We start from the raw sequence: 18,478 nt of genomic DNA, 5'->3' as shown, positions 1-18,478 counted from the left end.
CTGCTACTCGTCGCAGACCGGCTGCGGTGAGCGGCCGACCAGCAGGACGAGGGTGGAGATCCGGGCGGGTTCGACGGCCACCCTGCGGGAGGTGAGGCACGGGGAGAGCCGTACCTCGGCGTCGGGCGTGCGCAGCCGGTGGTCCACGGAGGCCGTGCCCACGCGGATCGCGAGCTCCGGGCCGACGTGGCGGTTCATGTCCTCGATGACCCACCACTCACCGTCGGCCCGGCCGGTGCCCTGTCCGGGGATCTGGCCCATGCCCGCGCCGAACTGGCGCAGGCGGGTGGAGTCGGCGACCAGTTCGCCGTCACGGACCTCGAGGTTCTCCTCGATCGGCAGGTGGTCGATCGAGTGCACGTAGGAGACGGTGAACTGTTCGCCCTCGGCCAGCGGCAGGTGTCCGAGGCGGTCGCCGTCGACGCTCAGGCGCAGCGCGGGCCACACGGGCACTAGCGCGCCGACGACCAGGGCCGCGCCCAGTCCTGCGCCGACCCACAGGGCGGCTCGGCGGAGCGCGGAGATCCGCGGACGCCGGGGCTCGGCGTCCGCGGACGGTCCCACCGCGGTCGGTTCCATCGGTGCGTGCGACCTACTCTTCGTCGGTGTCCTCGGCGGCGCTGTCGCCCGCCTCGGAGCCCTCGGGGCGCAGTTCGGCCGGGATGTCGACGCCCTGCTCCTCGTAGAAGCGGATGGCGCCCGGGTGGACCGGCACGGGGCTGTTCTCGATGGTCTCCGGCACCAGGTACTGCTCGCCCGGGGCGTAGACGCCGATCACCTGGTCGATGTGGTCGAACATCGCCTTGGTGATCTCGTAGGCCTGGTCCTCGTTGAAGGTGCCGGGCACGACCAGGGCGTTCCAGACGGCGATGGTCGACACGTCGTCCTCGATGCCCGGGTAGGTGCCGCCGGGGACGACGTGCTCGGTGTAGCCGCCGTAGCCGCTGACGATCATGTCCCGCTCGTCGTCGCACATCTCGATGAGCGCGATGTCCTCGGTGGTGCCGAGCTCGGTGATGCCCGAGTGGCCCTCGCCGACGACCCAGGATCCGGCGTCGAGCTGGTTGTTGGTCAGGGCGTTGGCGGTCTCCGCGTAGCCCAGCTGCTGGATCTCGACCTCGCTCGGGCCGATCTCCAGCGAGTCGAAGACCTGGTTGGTGGTGGCCTCGTTGCCGCTGCCGATGTCACCCACCGAGTAGCGGGTGCCGATGATGTCGGAGAAGCACTCGAAGCCCTCGCGCTCGGCGATGCTCTGGAGCGTCACGGCGTGGAAGACGTTCGGGTACAGGACCGCGAGCGAGTAGGTCTCGACGGGATCGCCCTCGAAGTCGCCGGTGCCGGTGAAGCCCTGGTCGGCGGCGTCGCCCTGGACGATGGCCAGGTGGCTCTCGCCGGAGCCGAGGAGGCGGATGTTCTCCACGGAGGCGCCGGTGGCCTCGACGGAGGCGGACTGGCCTTCGAGGTTGTCGCCGATGATGCCGCGCAGGGCGCCGCCGATCGGGTAGTACACACCCGTCGTGCCGCCGGTGACGATGCTGAGGTTGCTCTGGACTTCGCCGCCACCGAGCTCGATGTCCTCGGCGGCCTGCTCAGCGGGCTGCGAGCAGGCGGCCAGCATGAGCACGCTGGCGGGGATGGCGACCAAAGACAGTTTGGAGCGTCGCATGGTTGTGGGGGTCCTCTCGGGATGCTTGGTGAGTCAGGGGGCGCGGGAGTGCCGGGGGATACCCGCTGGCCGGGCCCGAACCGTGCGTCCGGTTCCGGCACGCGGGCCTCGGGACGCAGTCGTGGCCCCCGCCCCGCCACCGCGAGAAACGTAACCGTCATCACGTCGAAATCCGCAGACCCAGGGAAGGGATTTGAGCCTCTTCTGAGGTTTCGCACTCGTTGGTATCGTTCGGCCATGACGTCGTCCGTCCCCCAGCGTCTGTGGAGCGTCACCCGGTTCCTGGCCGTCTGTACCGTCGTGGTCACAACGCTCACCTGGGCTTCTCCCCTGCACTCGGCTCCCCTTCGGCTGTCCGTCGGTACCGGCGGCGCGGGCGGGGTCTACCACGTGTACGGCAGCGGGCTCGCGCAGGTCACCGAGGCCCGGCAGGACACCTGGATCACCGCGCTGACCACGGCGGCGAGCGTGGAGAACAACCTCCGGGTGGCCGACGGGACGTTGGACGTGGCCTTCACCCTCTCCGACGTGGCCGCTCTGGCTGTCGAAGGGAAGAAGCCGTTCGAGCGGCCCCTGCCGATCTCCGCCATCGCCCGTCTGTACGACAACCACACGCACGTGGTGGTTCGCGCGGATTCGCCCGTGGAGGAGATCGCGGATCTGGCCGGGGGGTCGGTCTCGGTGGGTTCGGCCGGTTCGGGTACCGAGATGATGGCTGATCGGCTGCTGGAGCTGTCCGGGCTGAGGGTGTCGCCCATCGGGGAGGTGCCCAGCCCCGACGGGGAGGTGGAACGTCTCCAGCTGTCCATCGGTGATTCGGCGCGGGCACTGGAGGAGGGGCGCGTCGACGCGTTCGTCTGGTCCGGGGGGATACCGACCGAGGCGGTCGGTGAACTCGCCGAGCGCCTGCCCATCCGGCTTCTGGACCTGGCCAGCCACGTACCCGAGCTGACCGAGCAGTACGGGGAGTACTTCACGGAGCTGCCGGTTCCGGCCGGGACCTACGCGAACGTTCCGGCGGTGAGGACGATCGGGGTGCCGAGCCTGCTGGTGGTGAACTCCGCGATGCCCGAGTACCAGGCCGAGGAGTTCACCCGGTTGCTCTTCGAGTTCCAGGCGGACCTGGTCGAGATCCACCCGGTCGCGCTGCACCTGCACCCGCGTTCGGCGATCTCGACCCTGCCCGTTCCCCTGCATCCGGGTGCCGTCGACTACTACCGGTCGGTGAAGTACGCCAACGACCGGCCACCGCCCGAAGCCGTGAAGCCCTCAGCGGAGATGGGGCCGTCCAACGAGCTGTCGCCGGTCACGGGCCCCTGAGACGCTGGCGAGCCCGGTCCGCGCCCACCGCCACCCGGGCACCAACCCGGATCAGAGGCCGGGAGGCGACACCAACCCACCTGCTGCCTGATCAGGGAACTCTCGGACCGTGGGCCCGTCGGGAACCCCGAACCCGGGAATCCGGCGGGTGCGCCCCCACGGGCCGGTCGCAGCGCGGTCTGGCCGGGTTCACTTGCTGGTGATGCTCCACGTGCCGTCGCCTCCTGCGGCGGCGTCGTTGAGCGCGGTCCACGCCGCGTTGTCGAGTTTGAGGGCGTCGTGGAGGTAGGCGGAGACCGCGTCGGCGACGAGGGCGACGCGGTCGGGGTCCTCGTCGGTGGTCTCGGCGACCATCTCACCGGCGAGGCCGCCCAGGGTGTGCTCGCCCTCGGCGATCTCGAGCAGGCTCTTCGGGGCGGGGCTGAGGTGATAGGCGTCGGTGAACCACTCGGGCCCCCGGGTGGAGAGCTGGGAATCGTCCCTGCCGCCCGCGATGACCAGGGCCGGAGCCGTCATGGTGGAGTAGTCCGGCCTCATAAACGGGAGATGCTCGAGGGCGAACGGGGTGAGGGTGTCGCCCGTTCCGGTCGCGGCGATGAGCGCACCGGCCGAGACCGCAGCGTGGGAGAAGCCCTCCCCGGGAGTCCCGTCGGCGTCGAGCACACGCGCGCCGAGGAGCGCACCGGCGCTCTGGGCGCCCCAGGAGTGGCCGACGACGGCGACGCGGTCCCGGTCGGCACGATTCTCCAGATCGCCCGCTTGGAGAAGGATGTCGCCGAGGCGGTCGAGAACCGCGTGGAGGTCGGCGATCCGAACGCGCCAGACGGTGGCGAAGCGCGGGTCGTCCCACGTGAGTCCGTTCCGGCGGGAGTCCAGGTGGGTGGGCTGCACGACGACGAACCCGGCGGCCGCCCAGCGGTCGACGAGGGGCTCGTATCCGTCCATGGACCATGCGTTGCCGTGGGAGAACACGATGACCGGAAGGTTCCGGCCTGACTGTGGAGCGGTGACCTTCACCTGGAGGTCGATGCCGCGGCCGGGCACGGGAACGACGATGGGCTTGACCGCGACGATGCGCTGGTCGGGGTGGTGAGAAGGCATGGGGAACCTGTGCTTTCTTCATGGGGGCGCTCTGCCATACTTTGACGGAGCACCGTTCCGCCAATTTAGCGGAACACTGTTCCGCGAGCAAGGGAGTGCCACGTGCCGGAACCTGTCGGAGTACGCCAAGCACAGGCACTGCGCACGCGCGGCGCCGTGCTGGACGCCGCGGCGGCGGCCTTCGTGGACCAGGGCGTCCAGGCCCCCATCCGCGACATCGCCGAACGCGCTGGCGTCGGCGTCGGCACGATCTACCGGAACTTCCCGACCCGGGCGGACCTCGTCACCGCCGTCTACCGGCACCAGATCGACACCTGCGCCGCACTCGCACCCCGGCTCCTGGAGGAATCGGCCTCTCCGTTCACCGCCCTGACCCGTTGGGTGGACGCGTTCGTGGACTTCCTGGTGACCAAGCACGGCCTCGGCGCCGCTCTGGGATCCGGTGACCCCGGGATGGAGAACCTCCACGCCCTCATGCTCGACACCCTGCTCCCGGCCTGCGCGACGCTGCTGGACGCCTGCGTCGCCGACGACGAGCTCAGTTCCGACATCGCCGCCTACACGCTCATGCGCGCCATCGGAAACCTCTGCATCACCGGCCCCGACTACGACCAGGCCGACGCCAAGCGCATGGTCGCGATCCTCCTGGCCGGGTGCCGTCGCGAGGCGTGACGAGCGAGACCGGCCGCCCCGCTGCGCACGACACCGAACTGGAAGTACGGCCGGAGAGGGTTTGGCCCCACACGCGACCGCGTGGTGCTCGCGGTGATCGGCCGGGTCGAGGCGCGGCAGCGGGCGCCGTGGGAGCCGGGCCGCGCGTGGACCGCGGCTGTTCGCCGCTCAGGATCTCCCTTCGACACACTGCTCAGGGAGCATCCGGGGCCCGCCCGGTCGCGGTCTCGGGCTCATCTGCACCGTGCTCGGCCAGGCGAAGCCTCAGCCGGGCGTCGATCCCGTTCGGCTCCCGGGAGGTCAGGTCCAGGCTCGCCCCCTGGAGCTCCAGGAGCGTGACCACGATGGACAGCCCCAACCCGGAACCGCCCCCGCCGCCGTCCCGCCAGTACGCCCTGGTCGCCTGGGCGAGCTGGTCGTCCGGGAGCCCCGGGCCGTCGTCCACCACGTGCACGTCCAGGTGACCGTCCTCCCCCTCCCCCACCGGTTCGCCCACGTGGACGGTGATCCGCACCCCGGCCCCGCCGAACTTCAGCGCGTTGTCGATGAGCGCGTCGAGGGCCTGGTCCAGGGTCCCCTCCACGCACCGCACCATGGCCGACTCCGCCCCGGAGCACTCCAGCACCGCTCCCGCGCGCTCGGCAATGGGCCCCCACGCGGCCACCCTCAGCTCCGCGACCTCCCGTGCGTCCTCCCACACCATGGAGTGCTCGGCGTCCTCGGCCTGCGCCAGGGTGAGGAGGCTGTCGCAGATCCGGGTGAGCCGGTCGACCTCGTCCAGGGCCAGCCCGTGCTCCCGCAGGCCCTCGTCCCCCAGGTGCCGGGCCAGACCACCCACGCGCAGACGCAGCGCGGCCAGCGGGTTGCGCACCTGGTGTCCCGCGTAGGCCACGAAGGTGCGCTGGCTCTCCAGCATGGAGGTGATGGTGTCCGCCATCTGGTTGAAGGACTCCCCCAGCCTGCGCAGTTCCTCCGGCCCCGCCGCCGTGCGGACCCGGGTGTCCAGGCTGCCGCCGCTCACTGCGCGAGTGGCCTCGTCGAGGTCGTCGATGGGTCGCAGGATCCACCGGGTGAGCGGACCGGCCACGGCGATACCCGCCACCATCAGGGCGGTCACCACGAGCCAGGCCACGAACCACTGTCCGAGGGTGGCCCGACGCAGCGCGGACGTCGGCGATGCGGTGACGGCCGCCCCGACCACCTCGCCCGAACTGCCGATGGGCTCGGCGACGATGAGCGGCCCCTCCTGCCACGGCCAGACCACACTGTCGGTGGCCCTGCGGTTGCCCGCCAGCGCGCCGCGGACCGGCCCCGGCAGCGGCTCCTCGCTGTCGGGCCAGCCCTCGGGGTCCAGGTCCGCGAGGCTGAGCCCGGGGCGCGAGGCAGCCACGACCTCCCCGTCGCGGTCCACCACCACGGCCGTGATCCCGTACACCTGCTCGTAGACCGTGAGTTCGCTGACCAGCCCGGACAGGGCGCCCTCGGACCCGGAGAGCACCCCGGGCTCGGCCAGACCGGCGAAGCGGGCGGTGTCGTTGATGCGGTCGAGGACCATGTCGGAGGTGCCCCGGGCGGCGATGTTCCCGCACAGGGGGAAGGCCAGCGCCAGGCAGGCGACCACGAGCAGGGAGACGTAGACCGTCACCACGCGGCGGTGCATCAACGTCCCTCTTTCGCGCGCGGGACCTCCGTGACGCGAGGCTCCGACCCGCGCCAGAGCGGACCCCTCACCGGGAGGCCGGAGCCGGCGCGGCCCCGGCGGTCGTGTACTCGGAGGTCACCAGCTGGTAGCCGACCCCGCGCACGGTTCGGATGAGCCCGGGAGAGCCCAGCTTCGAACGCAGGGTCCCGATGTGCACCTCCAGGGTTCGCAGGGTGCCCGGCCAGGCGGTCTGCCAGACCCGGAGCAGGAGGTGTTCGCGGGAGACGACCCCGCCCGCCTCCCTGAGCAGGACGACGAGCAGGTCGAACTCCTTGCGGGTGAGCTCCACGGGGCGGCCGGAGCACACCACGGAGCGGGTGGACAGCTCCACCCGCAGCGGCCCGGTCTCCAGGACGGTGCCGACCCGCCCGCCGGTGCGGCGCAGGACCGCCTCCATCCGGGCGCACAGCTCCTCGATGGCCAGCGGCTTGACCACGTAGTCGTCCGCCCCGGAGCGCAGCCCGAGGATCCGCTCGCGCTGCTGGCGCCGGGCGGTGACCATGATGATCGCGGTGTCCCCGAAGTCCTGGCGCTCGCGGATGCGCTGGCACAGCTCCACGCCGTCCATGTCGGGCAGCCCGAGGTCGAGCAGGACGATGTCGGCGGGGGGCGCTGTCAGCGCGCCCCCCGCGGTCCTCACCTGGTCGACCTCGTAGCCGTACGTCTCAAGCGCACCGGCGAGGGCGTCGGCGAGGCGCACGTCGTCCTCTACGAGCAGCACCTTGATCATGGGCAGGGGTCCTTCGGCGAGTGAACGCTACGGGGGTAACTCCACGCACCCTAACCCCACGATGTGTCACAAACCACAACGGCCGGATCAGTGATCAGCAACAATACGAACCCGGCCGAGGGCTCCCGCACCCCGGAACCGCCCTCAGGAACGGCCTCCCGGCCCGCCCACGCGCAGGTCCGGAACGATCTCCGGGGCACCGTGCTGGACAGCGTCGGCCTCCTGGTCGGTGTCCTGCTCCTGGGCGGCCCGCTCGGCCTCTATGCCCTTGCGGTAGTACTCCACCTCGCGTTCGACCTGTTCCCTGCTCCACCCGAGCGGCTCGGCCATGAGTTCGGCGGCGGCCTCGGCGGCCGCGATCCCCCGGTCCCAGGTCTCGAAGGTGATGCGGGTACGCCGGGACAGGACGTCCTCAAGGTGACGGGCGCCCTCGGCCTCCACGGCGTAGACGACCTCCGCCCGCAGGTAGTCCTCCCCGCCCTTGAGCGGTTCGCGCAGGTCGGGCCGCTCGCGGATCAGGTCGAGGACGTCGTGCACGCCGGAGCCGTGCCGCCGCAGCAGGTGCGAGATCCGGGAGACGTGCAGCCCCGAGTCGCGGGCCAGACGGTGCCGCTGGTTGTACAGCGCCGCGTACCCGTCCGCGCCGACCAGCGGCAGCTTGTCCGTGACCGAGGCCGGGACGGCGCCGCCCAGCCCGTGCGCGACCGCGTCCACCGCGTCCTTGGCCATGACGCGGTAGGTGGTGTACTTGCCGCCCGCGATGAGGACGAGCCCCGGTACCGGGTGCGCCACCGTGTGCTCACGGGACAGCTTCGAGGTCTCCTCGGACTCCCCCGTCAGCAGCGGCCGCAGCCCGGCGTAGACGCCCTCGACGTCGTCCCTGCCCAGGGGCGTGCGCAGCACCTGGTTGACGTGGTCGAGGACGTAGTCGATGTCGGCCCTCGACGCGGCCGGGTTCTCCTTGTCCAGGTCCCAGGGGGTGTCGGTGGTGCCGATGATCCAGTGGCGGCCCCACGGGATCACGAAGAGCACGCTCTTCTCCGTCTGGAGGATCATCCCGGACGAGGCCTGGATGCGGTCCCGGGGCACCACCAGGTGCACGCCCTTGGACGCGCTCACGTGGATCTGCCCGCGACCGCCCACCATCTCCTGAATGTCGTCGGTCCACACCCCGGCGGCGTTCACCACCTGGCGGGCACGGATCTGCTTGCGCTCACCGGTCTCCAGGTCGGCCGCGGTGGCGCCGACCACGTGCTCGCCCTCGCGCAGGAACTCGACCGCCTGGACCCGGGAGGCGATCTTCGCCCCGAGCCCGGCGGCGGTGCGCAGGACGGTGGTGACGAGGCGGGCGTCGTCCACCTGACAGTCCCAGTACTGGACCGCCCCGGCCAGGGCGCTGCGTTTGAGCGCCGGGAAGACCCGCAGCGCACCGGACCTGGTCAGGTGCCGGTGCGAGGGCAGCCCGCGGTTGTTGCGGGAGGTCAGCGCCAGGGTGTCGTAGAGGGTAACGCCCGCGCCGATGTAGAAGCGTTCCCAGTGGTGCTCGAACGGGAAGAGGAACGGCACCGGGCGGACCAGGTGCGGCGCGATGGTGGTGAGCAGGAGGCCGCGCTCATGCAGGGCCTCGCGCACCAGCTCGAAGTCGAACTGCTCCAGGTAGCGGAGCCCGCCGTGGATCAGCTTGCTGGATCTGCTGGAGGTCCCGGAGGCGAAGTCCCGCGCCTCGATCAGACCCGTGGAGAGCCCGCGCGAGACCGCGTCCAACGCGATGCCCGCGCCCACGATCCCGCCGCCCACCACGAGGACGTCGAGCTCCTCGTCGGCCATCGACGCGAGCGCCTCAGTGCGCCCCTTCGGCCCCAACCAGGTGGTCGCCATGGATGGTCCTCCCTTTCGATCGGTGTTCCACCAAGGCGCATACCCGCAGTGGTGGGGCCTCTAGCCACCCGGAGGCCGTCAGGGCTGTGCGTTGCCACACCCCATACCGCCGGTTTACCTCCGCGGCGCGGCCGGGACAAGGAACCCGGCGGCGATCGCGGCGATCCCGCCCACCCAGGAGGCGGTGGCCAGCGGTCCCGACCCGGCCTCGGCACCGGCCCCGCTCAGCGCGAGGAGAGCGACCAGCCAGGGTGCCCGGCACCAGTTCTGTGCGACTGGTTCCCCGGGAACGGGGTTCGGTGTCGGTTGAGGTGCTCTTGGCTGGCCGACCTCACCCACACCAGGCCGAGCCGGATCACCCACGCGGTTCGCAGGCTCACCGAGGCCGGGCTCGTGGAGCGTGTGCGCTGTGAGAGCGATCGCCGGAGCTGGTTCGCCAGCCTCACCGAGCAGGGCCGGGAGGTCCTGGGCCGGGCCTGGGTCCCGCACGTGCGGAGCATCCAGGAGAACCTGCTCGACGCGCTGACCGACGCACAGCGTGAGCAGTTGCTGGACATCAGCCGGACCCTGCTGGCCCACCTCGCACCCGCCAGCCCCCTGGCCGGTGAGGCCGCCCCGCCCCGCCCGGGGCCTCAGGCCGCGTCGGCGTAGGCGTGCGCGTAGGCCAGGACGTCGCTGACGTAGGCTGACGAGCGGTTGTACTCCAGGATCGCCGACTCCCAGTCGTTCGCTGAGGTGAGGTCGCGACCGTTGCCGCACAGGTAGCGGGCGGCGGTCAGGGCCGCGTCGTCGATGTTGTGCGGGTCGGGGGCGCCGCCCTCCAGTGACTCGCCCCACCGGTCCCAGGTGCTGGGGATGAACTGCATCGGGCCGATCGCCCGGTCCCACTCGGTGTCACCGTCCAGCTCGCCGTTGTCGGTGTCCGGGATGGCCTGCGTGTTGTTGGTGCCGTCCAGCGGGATGCCGATGACGTCCACCGTGGTGTTGCCGTCCGGGCCGAGCTCGCCGCCCGCGTAGGTGCCGTGGCGGGACTCGACGTACCCGATGCCCGCGAGCGTGGGCCAGGAGAGCTGACACGAGGACTGGTCGGCGTCGAGGACCAGCTGGGCGCTGGCGTAGCCCTCCAGGGCGCGGCGGGGCACGCCGGTGTTGTCGGAGACCTCGTCGAGCCACTCGTCACTGGGGCGCTGCGGGCCCGCCGGGCTGGACCGCTCGTCCGCCCCGGCGTCCGCCTCGGCCGGCGCGTCGTCCTCCCGGGCGGTCACCCCGCTCTGCGCGGGCGGACCGGTGAGCTGGTCGTGCGGAGGGGTCTCGATGGTGCCGACCTCCGGGGTGGCCTCGGCGACCGGAGCCTCCCAGCCGTTGAGGGCGCTGGAGACACGCCCGACCAGGACCACGACGCCCGCCGTCACCAGCAGACACACGACCAGCGCGAGGCTGACCGCGATCGCGGGTCCGCGTCGGCGACGCCGACGGTGCCCGGGGCGGACCGCCTCGGCGGCGCGGGACCCCTCGGTGGCGCGGGGTTCCTCGGAGGAACCGGGCGCCCCGGGGGCACCGGACACGCTGTCACCCATGCAGTCCTCCAATAGAAAGTCACCATCAGATCACGAGACTGGAAAACAGGCACCATAGTGACACACTGCGGCCACCCCGACGCACCCCCTTGGGACGGCGTGAGGGGCGTCCCGGTTCTCCCGGGACGCCCCTCACCACACTCACGTCGGGTGCCAACACGTGGGGAGGCTCCCCCACGGCCGCTCCCTAACGGTGCGGGTTCACCACGACCTCGACCCGCTGGAACTCCTTGAGGTCGGTGTAGCCCGAGGTGGCCATGGTCCGACGCAGAGCGCCCATGAGGTTCATGGAGCCGTCGCTGGTGGAGGCCGGGCCGTGCAGGATCGACTTGAGGTCGCCGATGGTGCCCACCCCGACCCGCTCGCCGCGCGGCAGCTCGCTGTGGTGCGCCTCACTGCCCCAGTGGTAGCCGCCGCCGGGCGCCTCAGTGGCGCGGGCCAGCGGGGAACCCACCATGACGGCGTCAGCGCCGCAGGCCAGGGCCTTGGCGATGTCACCGCTGCCGGTCATGCCGCCGTCGGCGATGACGTGCACGTAGCGGCCGCCGGACTCGTCGAGGTAGTCGCGGCGGGCGGCGGCGACGTCGCCGATGGCGCTGGCCATCGGGACGGCCACACCCAGCACCGAACGGGTGGTGTGGCCGGAGCCACCGCCGAACCCGACCAGCACACCGGCCGCACCGGTGCGCATCAGGTGCAGGGCGGCGGTGTAGGTGGCGCAGCCGCCGACCACGACGGGCACGTCGAGGTCGTAGATGAACTGCTTGAGGTTGAGCGGTTCGGCGCGGCCCGAGACGTGCTCGGCCGAGACCGTGGTGCCGCGGATCACGAAGATGTCGACCCCGGCGTCCACGACGGCCTTGTGGTACTGCGCGGTGCGCTGCGGCGACAGCCGGGCCGCCGTCACCAGACCGGCGTCGCGGATCTCCTCGATCCGGCGGCCGATCAGCTCCTCCTGGATCGGCGCCGCGTAGATCTCCTGGAGTCGCTTGGTCGCGGCGACGTCGTCGAGCTCGCGGATCTCCTGGAGCAGGGGCTCCGGGTCCTCGTAACGGGTCCACAGACCCTCAAGGTCCAGGACGCCGAGGCCGCCCTGCTCACCCACCGCCACGACGGTCCTGGGCGAGGCCACACTGTCCATGGGGCTGACGACCAGGGGCGTCTCGAACCGGTAGGCGTCGATCTGCCAGGCGATCGACACCTCCTCCGGGTCGCGGGTCCGTCGTGCGGGCACGATCCCGATCTCATCGAGCTCGTAGGCGCGACGCCCGTTCTTACCCAGCCCGATCTCCACCTGAGCCAACTGTTCGATTCCCCTCTGACGTGCGGCGCCGGTCGGTCGACCGTCGCGTGACCGCGGACGCGAGTCTATCCGGCCGTGGTCGGCGCGACTCCGGCACCGTCCCCGCGCTGGTTAGCGCGCGTTGTAGTTCGGCGCTTCCACGGTCATCTTGATGTCGTGCGGGTGGCTTTCGCGCAGCCCGGCGCTGGTGATGCGCATGAGCTGGCCGCGCTCGCGCAGCTCCGGCACGGTGCGGCTGCCCGCGTACCACATGGACTGGTGCAGGCCGCCGACCAGCTGGTGGGCCACGGCGGACAGCGGACCGCGGAACGGCACCTGGCCCTCGATGCCCTCGGGGACCAGCTTGTCCTCGGAGGAGACGTCGGCCTGCGCGTAGCGGTCCTTGGAGAAGGAGCGGCCGCGCATGGCGCCCAGGGAACCCATGCCCCGGTAGGCCTTGAACTGCTTGCCGTTGATGAAGATGAGCTCGCCCGGGCTCTCCTCTACACCGGCGAGGAGGCTGCCGAGCATGACGGTGCTGGCACCGGCGACGATCGCCTTGGCGATCTCGCCCGAGTACTGGAGGCCGCCGTCCGCGATCAGCGGGACTCCGGCGGGGCCGCAGGCCAGGCCAGCCTCGAGGATGGCGGTGAGCTGCGGGGCGCCCACACCGGCGACGACGCGGGTGGTGCAGATGGAGCCCGGTCCCACGCCGACCTTGACGGCGTCGGCACCGGCGTCGATGAGCAGCTGGGCCCCCGCGCGGGTGGCGACGTTGCCCGCGACGATGTCCGCGCGGGAGTTGGCCTTGAGCTTGGCGACCATGTCGGCGAGCCCGGAGGAGTGGCCGTGCGCGGTGTCGACCACGATGAAGTCGACCCCGGCGTCGATGAGCAGCTTGGCGCGCTCTTCGGCCTCGGTGCCCACGCCGACGGCGCCGCCGACCACGAGACGCCCGTTGGAGTCCTTGGTGGCGTCGGGGAACTGCTCGCTCTTGATGAAGTCCTTGACGGTGATGAGTCCGCGCAGGCGGTTCTGGCCGTCGACCAGCGGCAGCTTCTCGACCTTGTGCTTGCGGAGCAGCTCGAAGGCCTGTTCGCGGCTGACGCCGACGGGGGCGGTGACCAGGTTCTCCGTGGTCATGACGTCGCGGACCAGCCGGGAGCGGTCGTTCTCGAAGCGCATGTCGCGGTTGGTGACGATGCCGACCAGGGAGCCCTGGGCGTCGGTGACCGGAACACCGGAGATGCGGTAGTGGGCGCACAGGCGCTCGACCTCGGCGAGGTCGTCCTCCGGGTGACAGGTGACCGGGTCGGTGACCATGCCCGCCTCGGAGCGCTTCACGAGGTCGATCTGGGCGGCCTGGTCCTCGGCGGAGAGGTTGCGGTGCAGTACACCGGCGCCACCCTGGCGGGCCATCGCCACGGCCATGCGGGCCTCGGTGACGGTGTCCATCGCGGCAGAGAGCAGCGGAATGCTGAGGCTGATGTTGCGGGAGAGCTTGGTGGTGGTGTCCACGTCACCCGGCTGGAGGTCCGAGTAGGCCGGTACCAGCAGGACATCGTCGTAGGTCAGCCCCGGCGGGAGCAGTTTGCTCCCGTAGTCGCTGTGGTCCTGGCTCATGACACAACCTCCGCTGTTCCCGGCAACAACTGCGCGGATCGCCCCCGCGTGTCGTCTCATCCTAGGTCGTCGTCCGGCACCGCCCAGGTGGAATGCGATGTTCGCCCGGTCACCTCGGTCACGAATCGGCCACCAGCCCGGCACGGAGGTCCCGTGGCCCGGGCCCCGGCCCGGGCGGAGGTCGGGGCCGGGCCAGGCCTGAGCGGAGGTCAGGGGCCGGGGCGGGGCGGAGGCCAGGGCGGGGCGGAGGTCGGGGCCGGGGCGGGGCGGAGGTCGGGGCCGGGCGGGGTCAGAGCCCGCCTCAACGGCGATCGGGCCCGGGAGTCAGGCGAACATGGCCGCGGCCCGGTCGAGGACCCCCTGCGGCAGATAACCGCTCCGAACCCGCACCGGCCATCCCTTGGCACTGGCCAGACAGGCCAGGGCCAGGGTGTCGAAATCGATCAACCCGTCGGTGTCCCGGGCCCGCTCGCCGAAGCCGTAGGCGTCCCGGTGTCGCTCCAGGGTGTCGGCCAGGGCGAGGTCGAATCCGTCCCGGTCCCCCGCGACCAGCTGGGAGAGCAGTACGACCGGAGGCTGCGCGGAGCCGGGCACGTCGTCGACCACGAGCGCTTCGAGCGCCCGGCCCAGCTTCTCCTCGACCCGCGGATCACTCCCCGCGTCGGGTCGGCGGAGCCGGTCCGTCTCGGACACCAGATAGGCCAGGAACGCCGACCCGTAAGGGGAGAGGACGGAGAAGCCGCCACGCTTGCGCGGATGATCGTCCTCAACGTGGGCGAGGAGGTACTCCAGGTGTTCCCGAGAGCCCGCCACCAGGGCGTACTGAAGGGCTTCCCGTAGCTTCTCGCCTGAGATGGCGGACTCCGACTCGAAGGAGCGCATCGGCACGGTCGTGTCGCCGATGGTCACCTCAACGGTGTCCCCCTCGGCCTCCGCACAGGCGAACAGCGCCACCATGTACTGCGCGGCGTGGTCGAGAGCGGCGAGCTGACGTGGATGCCGCGTCTCCTGGTCAACGACCGAGGCGAGACGGAAGACGAGGAGCTCGGTCCGGGCCGCCCGCCCCAACTCGTCGGGGATCCCCTCGCGGTGGGTCCGGGGGTCCCGGACCCTCTCGAGGTTCCCGTCCACGAGCCCGAACATCTCCTCGATCGAACGTTCGGCCGAGAACCCCCGCGTGGGGCGTTCGACCACCAGCGAACCGTGTTCGAGCACGGCCAGGGCCTCAGGGTCCTTGTCCTCGCCGCAGGGGCCCACTCGACGGCCCCCACTCCCGGGCCCCTCGACCAGGTACCGGGGAAGGTAGTCGGAATCGAACGGCATCTCCCAGCCCTCGACCCGCACCGCCAAGGCCGCGAAGGCGAGTTCGGTCAGTGGGAACAGCCCCGTGAGTCCCCGCTCACCGGTGTGGTCCCGCAGCCACGTCAACCGCACGGCCATGGTCGCCCAGAAGGCTTCCTGGTCGCGGGCGAGCAGAGCACGTAGGAAGAGGAGGCCGTGGTCGATCGACCCCGGCTCGACACGGTCGCTCTCGGAGTCCAGGTCGAGAGAGTTCAGAAGCGGCCCGAGCGCGGACCACACATACCCTTCCAACTGTTCCCGCTCAGCGCCCAGGTGCGGGTAGAGGTAGAAGACCAGCGCTCGTTGCAACACCTCGTTCTCACCGAAGGCCGAGGCGCACTGGACCAGAGGGCTCTCGTAGTTCTCGTGCAGATTCGCGAGGACGCACAGGTACAGGGCCTCGGTCCAGTCGCCCAGGGGGACCGGCCGTTCTCCCCGGGCGTCCTCCCCTTCGAAGTCCTGGTAGAAGATGCCGGTGCCGGTGTAGGTGAGGTGCACCGAGAACTCGGCGGAGGTGGGCGCCCCCTCCAGCATGATCGCGCCAACACGTGCCTCGGCTGCCGAGTACAGAGCGGCCCGGACGTCGGCCTCGGCGTGGGGAGCCCGCACTGAGCGCGCCGCCGCGTAGTCCCGTAGGTTCTGGGAGATCATGTCCCAGCCGAACCCGCTGCGACCGCTGTGCTGTTCCATACGGACTTCTTCACCGATCCGGTCCGTGAAGTCCTTCGTGGCCATCGCGATCGCCTCGTCGTCGACCTCGTGCCGTTCGATCCGCAGGGTCACCGGGTCCTCTTCCCATCGAGCCGTCTCCGTCATCGCGACGGAGTCTGGCACGAGGCGACGACAGACCGTTCTGGTCCCGGGAGGGGCGCGGGCAACTCACCGGGACCGACCCTGGAAGCTCCTGGAGCCCCCTCGGGTTCGGTGGCGTCGCCGGTCGCGTGGATGACTTCGAGGGCCCGGCGAGAAATCAGCGGGGGTAGCGGCAGTATCCGCTCGGGCGGGGGCGCGTGGGGCACCGGCGCCGCCCCGGCCGGGCGGCGCGACGGTGTTCAGGGGAGGACGCGGTTCGCCAGGGCCACCTTCCGAAGCCGAGCAATAGCTCGGTGCTGGGCAACCCGTACCGCACCTGCCGACATGCCAAGGAGATGTCCCGTCTCGTCTGCTGTAAGTCCTGTGATCACCCGCATGACCAGCAGCGTTCGCTGCTGTTCGGGCAGTTCGTCGAGGAGCGCCCTGGCCCGCTGGGCCTCGGACACGCGTACCGCCGACTCCTCGGGGCCGGGATCGTCGTCCGGCTGTTCGGGCACGGTGTCGGTGGGGACCGTCTCCACCCGGCCGGCCACGCGGAGGGTGTCCGCGACCTTGTGCGCGGCGATGCCGAACACGAAGGAGGCGAAGGGCCTGCCCCGGTCCTGGTAGCGCGGGATGGCCGTGAGCAGCGCGATGCACACTTCCTGTGCCACGTCGTCCGAGTAGTGCGCCAGACCCGAGACCCGGGCCAGGCGGGTCCGGCAGTACCGCACCACCATGGGTCTGACCTCGCGCAGGAGGGAGTCCATGGCCCCGTCGTCGCCCTGGACGGCGAGTGAGCCCAGACGGTTCAACCCCGTGTCGCGCGGAGCGGGGTCCGCCTCGTCGTGCCCTGCGGGCGTACCTGGCCGCTGCGCGGTAACGCCCGTTCGGGCGCCTGCATCCGTCACGTTAGGAATGATGCCCGCAGTTGGGGACCCAACCACTCCAATCAGCAACTACAGAATGGTCACATTTTGGGAAAATAGCCCGAAAACGGTACGTAGTAGCGGGTGTGAATCGGCTCTCCCGTGGTAGTGGACGGGGGTGGGACGACGGAGCGCCCCACCCCCGGACCGGGTCCTACCGGACACCGACCAACGTCCTAGTGGGCGTGGCCGTGACCGTCGCCCTCGTCCTCCTCGGGCTTGTCCGCGACCAGCACCTCGGTGGTCAGCAGCATGCCCGCGATGGACGCGGCGTTCTGGACGGCCGAGCGGGAGACCTTGACCGGGTCGAGGATGCCCTCGGCGGTCAGGTCACCGTAGGTGCCGGTGGCGGCGTTGTAGCCGTGACCGACCTCCATCTCGGAGACGCGGTGGGTGACCACGTAGCCCTCGGCGCCCGCGTTCTCCGCGATCCACCGGGCGGGCTCGACCAGCGCGCGACGGACGATCGCCGCACCCGTGGCCTCGTCGCCGATCAGGCCGAGGTCGTCCAGAGCCGTGGAGGCGTGCACCAGGGAGGCGCCGCCACCAGCGACGATGCCCTCCTCGATGGCCGCGCGGGTCGCCGAGATGGCGTCCTCGAGGCGGTGCTTCTTCTCCTTGAGCTCGACCTCGGTGGCCGCGCCGACGCTCAGCACGGACACGCCGCCCGCGAGCTTGGCCAGGCGCTCCTGGAGCTTCTCGCGGTCCCAGTCGGAGTCGCTCGCCTCGATCTCCTTGCGGATCTGGCGAACGCGGTCCTCCACCTCGGACTGCTGGCCGCCGCCGTCGACGACGGTGGTGGTGTCCTTGGTGATGGTGATGCGGCGGGCCGAGCCCAGCACGGACAGGTCCGCGTTCTCCAGGGACAGGCCGACCTCCTCGGAGATGACCTGGCCGCCGGTGAGCACGGCGATGTCCTGGAGCATGGCCTTGCGGCGCTCGCCGAAGCCGGGCGCCTTGACCGCGGCCACGTTGAGGGTGCCGCGCATGCGGTTGAGCACCAGGGCGCCCAGGGCGTCGCCCTCGACGTCCTCGGCGATGATCAGCAGCGGCTTCTTGCTCTGGACGACCTGCTCGAGCAGCGGCAGCAGCTCGTTCAGGTTGCCGATCTTGCCCTGGCTGATCAGGATCTGCGCGTCCTCGAGGACGGCCTCCTGACGGTCCCCGTCGGTGACGAAGTAGGGCGAGATGTAGCCCTTGTCGAACTGGAGGCCCTCGGTGAAGTCGAGCTCCAGACCGAAGGTCGGGGACTCCTCCACCGTGATGACGCCGTCCTTGCCGACCTTGTCGAAGGCCTCGGCGATGAGGTCGCCGATCTGGGCGTCCTGGGCGGAGTTGGTCGCCACGTAGGCGATGTCGGCGCGCTCCTTGATCGGCACGGCGCGCTCGAGCAGGATCTCGGAGACCCGGACGGCCGCGGCGTCGATGCCCTTCTTGAGGGACATCGGGGAGGCGCCGGCGGCGACGCTGCGCAGGCCCTCGCGGACCAGCGCCTGCGCGAGCACGGTGGCGGTGGTGGTGCCGTCACCGGCGGCGTCGTTGGTCTTGGTGGCGACCTCCTTGACCAGCTGGGCGCCCAGGTTCTCGTAGGGCTCGTCCAGCTCGATCTCACGGGCGACGGTCACGCCGTCGTTCGTGATGGTGGGGGCACCGAACTTCTTGTCGATGACGACGTTGCGGCCGCGCGGGCCGAGCGTCACCTTGACGGCGTTGGCGAGGCGGTCGACGCCCCGCTCGAGGGCGCGGCGGGCGTCGTCCTCGAACTCCAGGATCTTCGGCATGTGTGAGTACTTCCTCTAACGGTTCGGGTCGAAAGAGAACATCCCGCCCCGCCCGGCTTGGAGGCCGACCGGTGCGGGATGTTC

The 18,478-nt window shown here is 70.9% G+C and carries 15 protein-coding genes; 3 read left to right on the top strand and 12 right to left on the bottom strand.

Annotated features, from left to right (window positions below):
• Positions 1 to 3: 3 nt before the first annotated feature.
• Both KBX21_RS08705 and KBX21_RS08700 read right to left on the bottom strand, forming a co-directional pair.
• Positions 4 to 579 carry a DUF1850 domain-containing protein gene (locus KBX21_RS08705; protein ID WP_049578149.1) on the bottom strand — a complete coding sequence of 192 codons (576 nt, stop codon included), beginning with the start codon at positions 577 to 579 and terminating at the stop codon, positions 4 to 6.
• Between the two features lie 13 nt (positions 580 to 592).
• Complete coding sequence (locus KBX21_RS08700; protein WP_210841578.1) at positions 593 to 1,666, bottom strand: TAXI family TRAP transporter solute-binding subunit; 1,074 nt, start codon at positions 1,664 to 1,666, stop codon at positions 593 to 595.
• Between the two features lie 237 nt (positions 1,667 to 1,903).
• Here KBX21_RS08700 and KBX21_RS08695 point away from each other — a divergent pair, with 237 nt between their 5' ends.
• Positions 1,904 to 2,986, top strand: coding sequence for a TAXI family TRAP transporter solute-binding subunit (locus tag KBX21_RS08695; RefSeq protein ID WP_210841577.1), 1,083 nt, complete (start codon positions 1,904 to 1,906; stop codon positions 2,984 to 2,986).
• Between the two features lie 189 nt (positions 2,987 to 3,175).
• Here KBX21_RS08695 and KBX21_RS08690 read toward each other — a convergent pair whose 3' ends face one another.
• Positions 3,176 to 4,087, bottom strand: coding sequence for an alpha/beta fold hydrolase (locus KBX21_RS08690; protein ID WP_210841576.1), 912 nt, complete (start codon positions 4,085 to 4,087; stop codon positions 3,176 to 3,178).
• 102 nt (positions 4,088 to 4,189) lie between these two features.
• Here KBX21_RS08690 and KBX21_RS08685 point away from each other — a divergent pair, with 102 nt between their 5' ends.
• A complete protein-coding gene (locus KBX21_RS08685; protein WP_210841575.1) occupies positions 4,190 to 4,759 on the top strand; it encodes a TetR/AcrR family transcriptional regulator in 570 nt (189 codons plus the stop codon).
• Between the two features lie 193 nt (positions 4,760 to 4,952).
• Here KBX21_RS08685 and KBX21_RS08680 read toward each other — a convergent pair whose 3' ends face one another.
• From KBX21_RS08680 to KBX21_RS08670, 3 genes are all read right to left on the bottom strand, one after another.
• The gene (locus KBX21_RS08680; protein WP_210841574.1) at positions 4,953 to 6,419 is read right to left on the bottom strand and encodes a HAMP domain-containing sensor histidine kinase; all 1,467 of its coding nucleotides are present in this window, start codon (positions 6,417 to 6,419) and stop codon (positions 4,953 to 4,955) included.
• A 67-nt stretch (positions 6,420 to 6,486) separates the two neighbouring features.
• A complete protein-coding gene (locus KBX21_RS08675; RefSeq protein WP_049569800.1) occupies positions 6,487 to 7,191 on the bottom strand; it encodes a response regulator transcription factor in 705 nt (234 codons plus the stop codon).
• A gap of 144 nt (positions 7,192 to 7,335) precedes the next feature.
• On the bottom strand, positions 7,336 to 9,069 hold the full coding sequence (locus tag KBX21_RS08670; RefSeq protein WP_049569796.1) for a glycerol-3-phosphate dehydrogenase/oxidase: 1,734 nt from the start codon (positions 9,067 to 9,069) through the stop codon (positions 7,336 to 7,338).
• Between the two features lie 306 nt (positions 9,070 to 9,375).
• Here KBX21_RS08670 and KBX21_RS08665 point away from each other — a divergent pair, with 306 nt between their 5' ends.
• On the top strand, positions 9,376 to 9,720 hold the full coding sequence (locus KBX21_RS08665) for a MarR family winged helix-turn-helix transcriptional regulator (protein ID WP_247665417.1): 345 nt from the start codon (positions 9,376 to 9,378) through the stop codon (positions 9,718 to 9,720).
• Here the strand turns inward: KBX21_RS08665 and KBX21_RS08660 are convergent.
• The 6 genes from KBX21_RS08660 to groL all read right to left on the bottom strand — a co-directional run bounded on the left by KBX21_RS08660 (position 9,702) and on the right by groL (position 18,394).
• The gene (locus KBX21_RS08660) at positions 9,702 to 10,646 is read right to left on the bottom strand and encodes a lytic transglycosylase domain-containing protein (RefSeq protein ID WP_234003867.1); all 945 of its coding nucleotides are present in this window, start codon (positions 10,644 to 10,646) and stop codon (positions 9,702 to 9,704) included. The two genes, KBX21_RS08665 and KBX21_RS08660, sit on opposite strands and share 19 nt — an antisense overlap.
• Before the next feature lie 187 nt (positions 10,647 to 10,833).
• Positions 10,834 to 11,940, bottom strand: a complete 1,107-nt coding sequence (locus KBX21_RS08655; protein WP_049569790.1) for a GuaB3 family IMP dehydrogenase-related protein — start codon at positions 11,938 to 11,940, stop codon at positions 10,834 to 10,836.
• Positions 11,941 to 12,060: 120 nt separating this feature from the next.
• Positions 12,061 to 13,551 (bottom strand): IMP dehydrogenase, encoded by a 1,491-nt coding sequence (gene guaB / locus KBX21_RS08650; protein ID WP_049569788.1) that lies wholly within the window; start codon positions 13,549 to 13,551, stop codon positions 12,061 to 12,063.
• A 324-nt stretch (positions 13,552 to 13,875) separates the two neighbouring features.
• The gene (locus KBX21_RS08645; RefSeq protein WP_247665415.1) at positions 13,876 to 15,708 is read right to left on the bottom strand and encodes an immunity 49 family protein; all 1,833 of its coding nucleotides are present in this window, start codon (positions 15,706 to 15,708) and stop codon (positions 13,876 to 13,878) included.
• A gap of 236 nt (positions 15,709 to 15,944) precedes the next feature.
• Positions 15,945 to 16,499, bottom strand: a complete 555-nt coding sequence (locus tag KBX21_RS08640) for a sigma-70 family RNA polymerase sigma factor (protein WP_082206341.1) — start codon at positions 16,497 to 16,499, stop codon at positions 15,945 to 15,947.
• Between the two features lie 290 nt (positions 16,500 to 16,789).
• On the bottom strand, positions 16,790 to 18,394 hold the full coding sequence (gene groL / locus KBX21_RS08635; RefSeq protein ID WP_049569781.1) for a chaperonin GroEL: 1,605 nt from the start codon (positions 18,392 to 18,394) through the stop codon (positions 16,790 to 16,792).
• Positions 18,395 to 18,478: the final 84 nt, after the last annotated feature.

The sequence above is a fragment of the Nocardiopsis sp. B62 genome, from assembly GCF_018070675.1.
Lineage (GTDB): Bacteria > Actinomycetota > Actinomycetes > Streptosporangiales > Streptosporangiaceae > Nocardiopsis > Nocardiopsis prasina.
The sequence above is the reverse complement of the archived record's forward strand: the minus strand, read 5'-3'. Positions and strand labels throughout refer to the sequence as shown.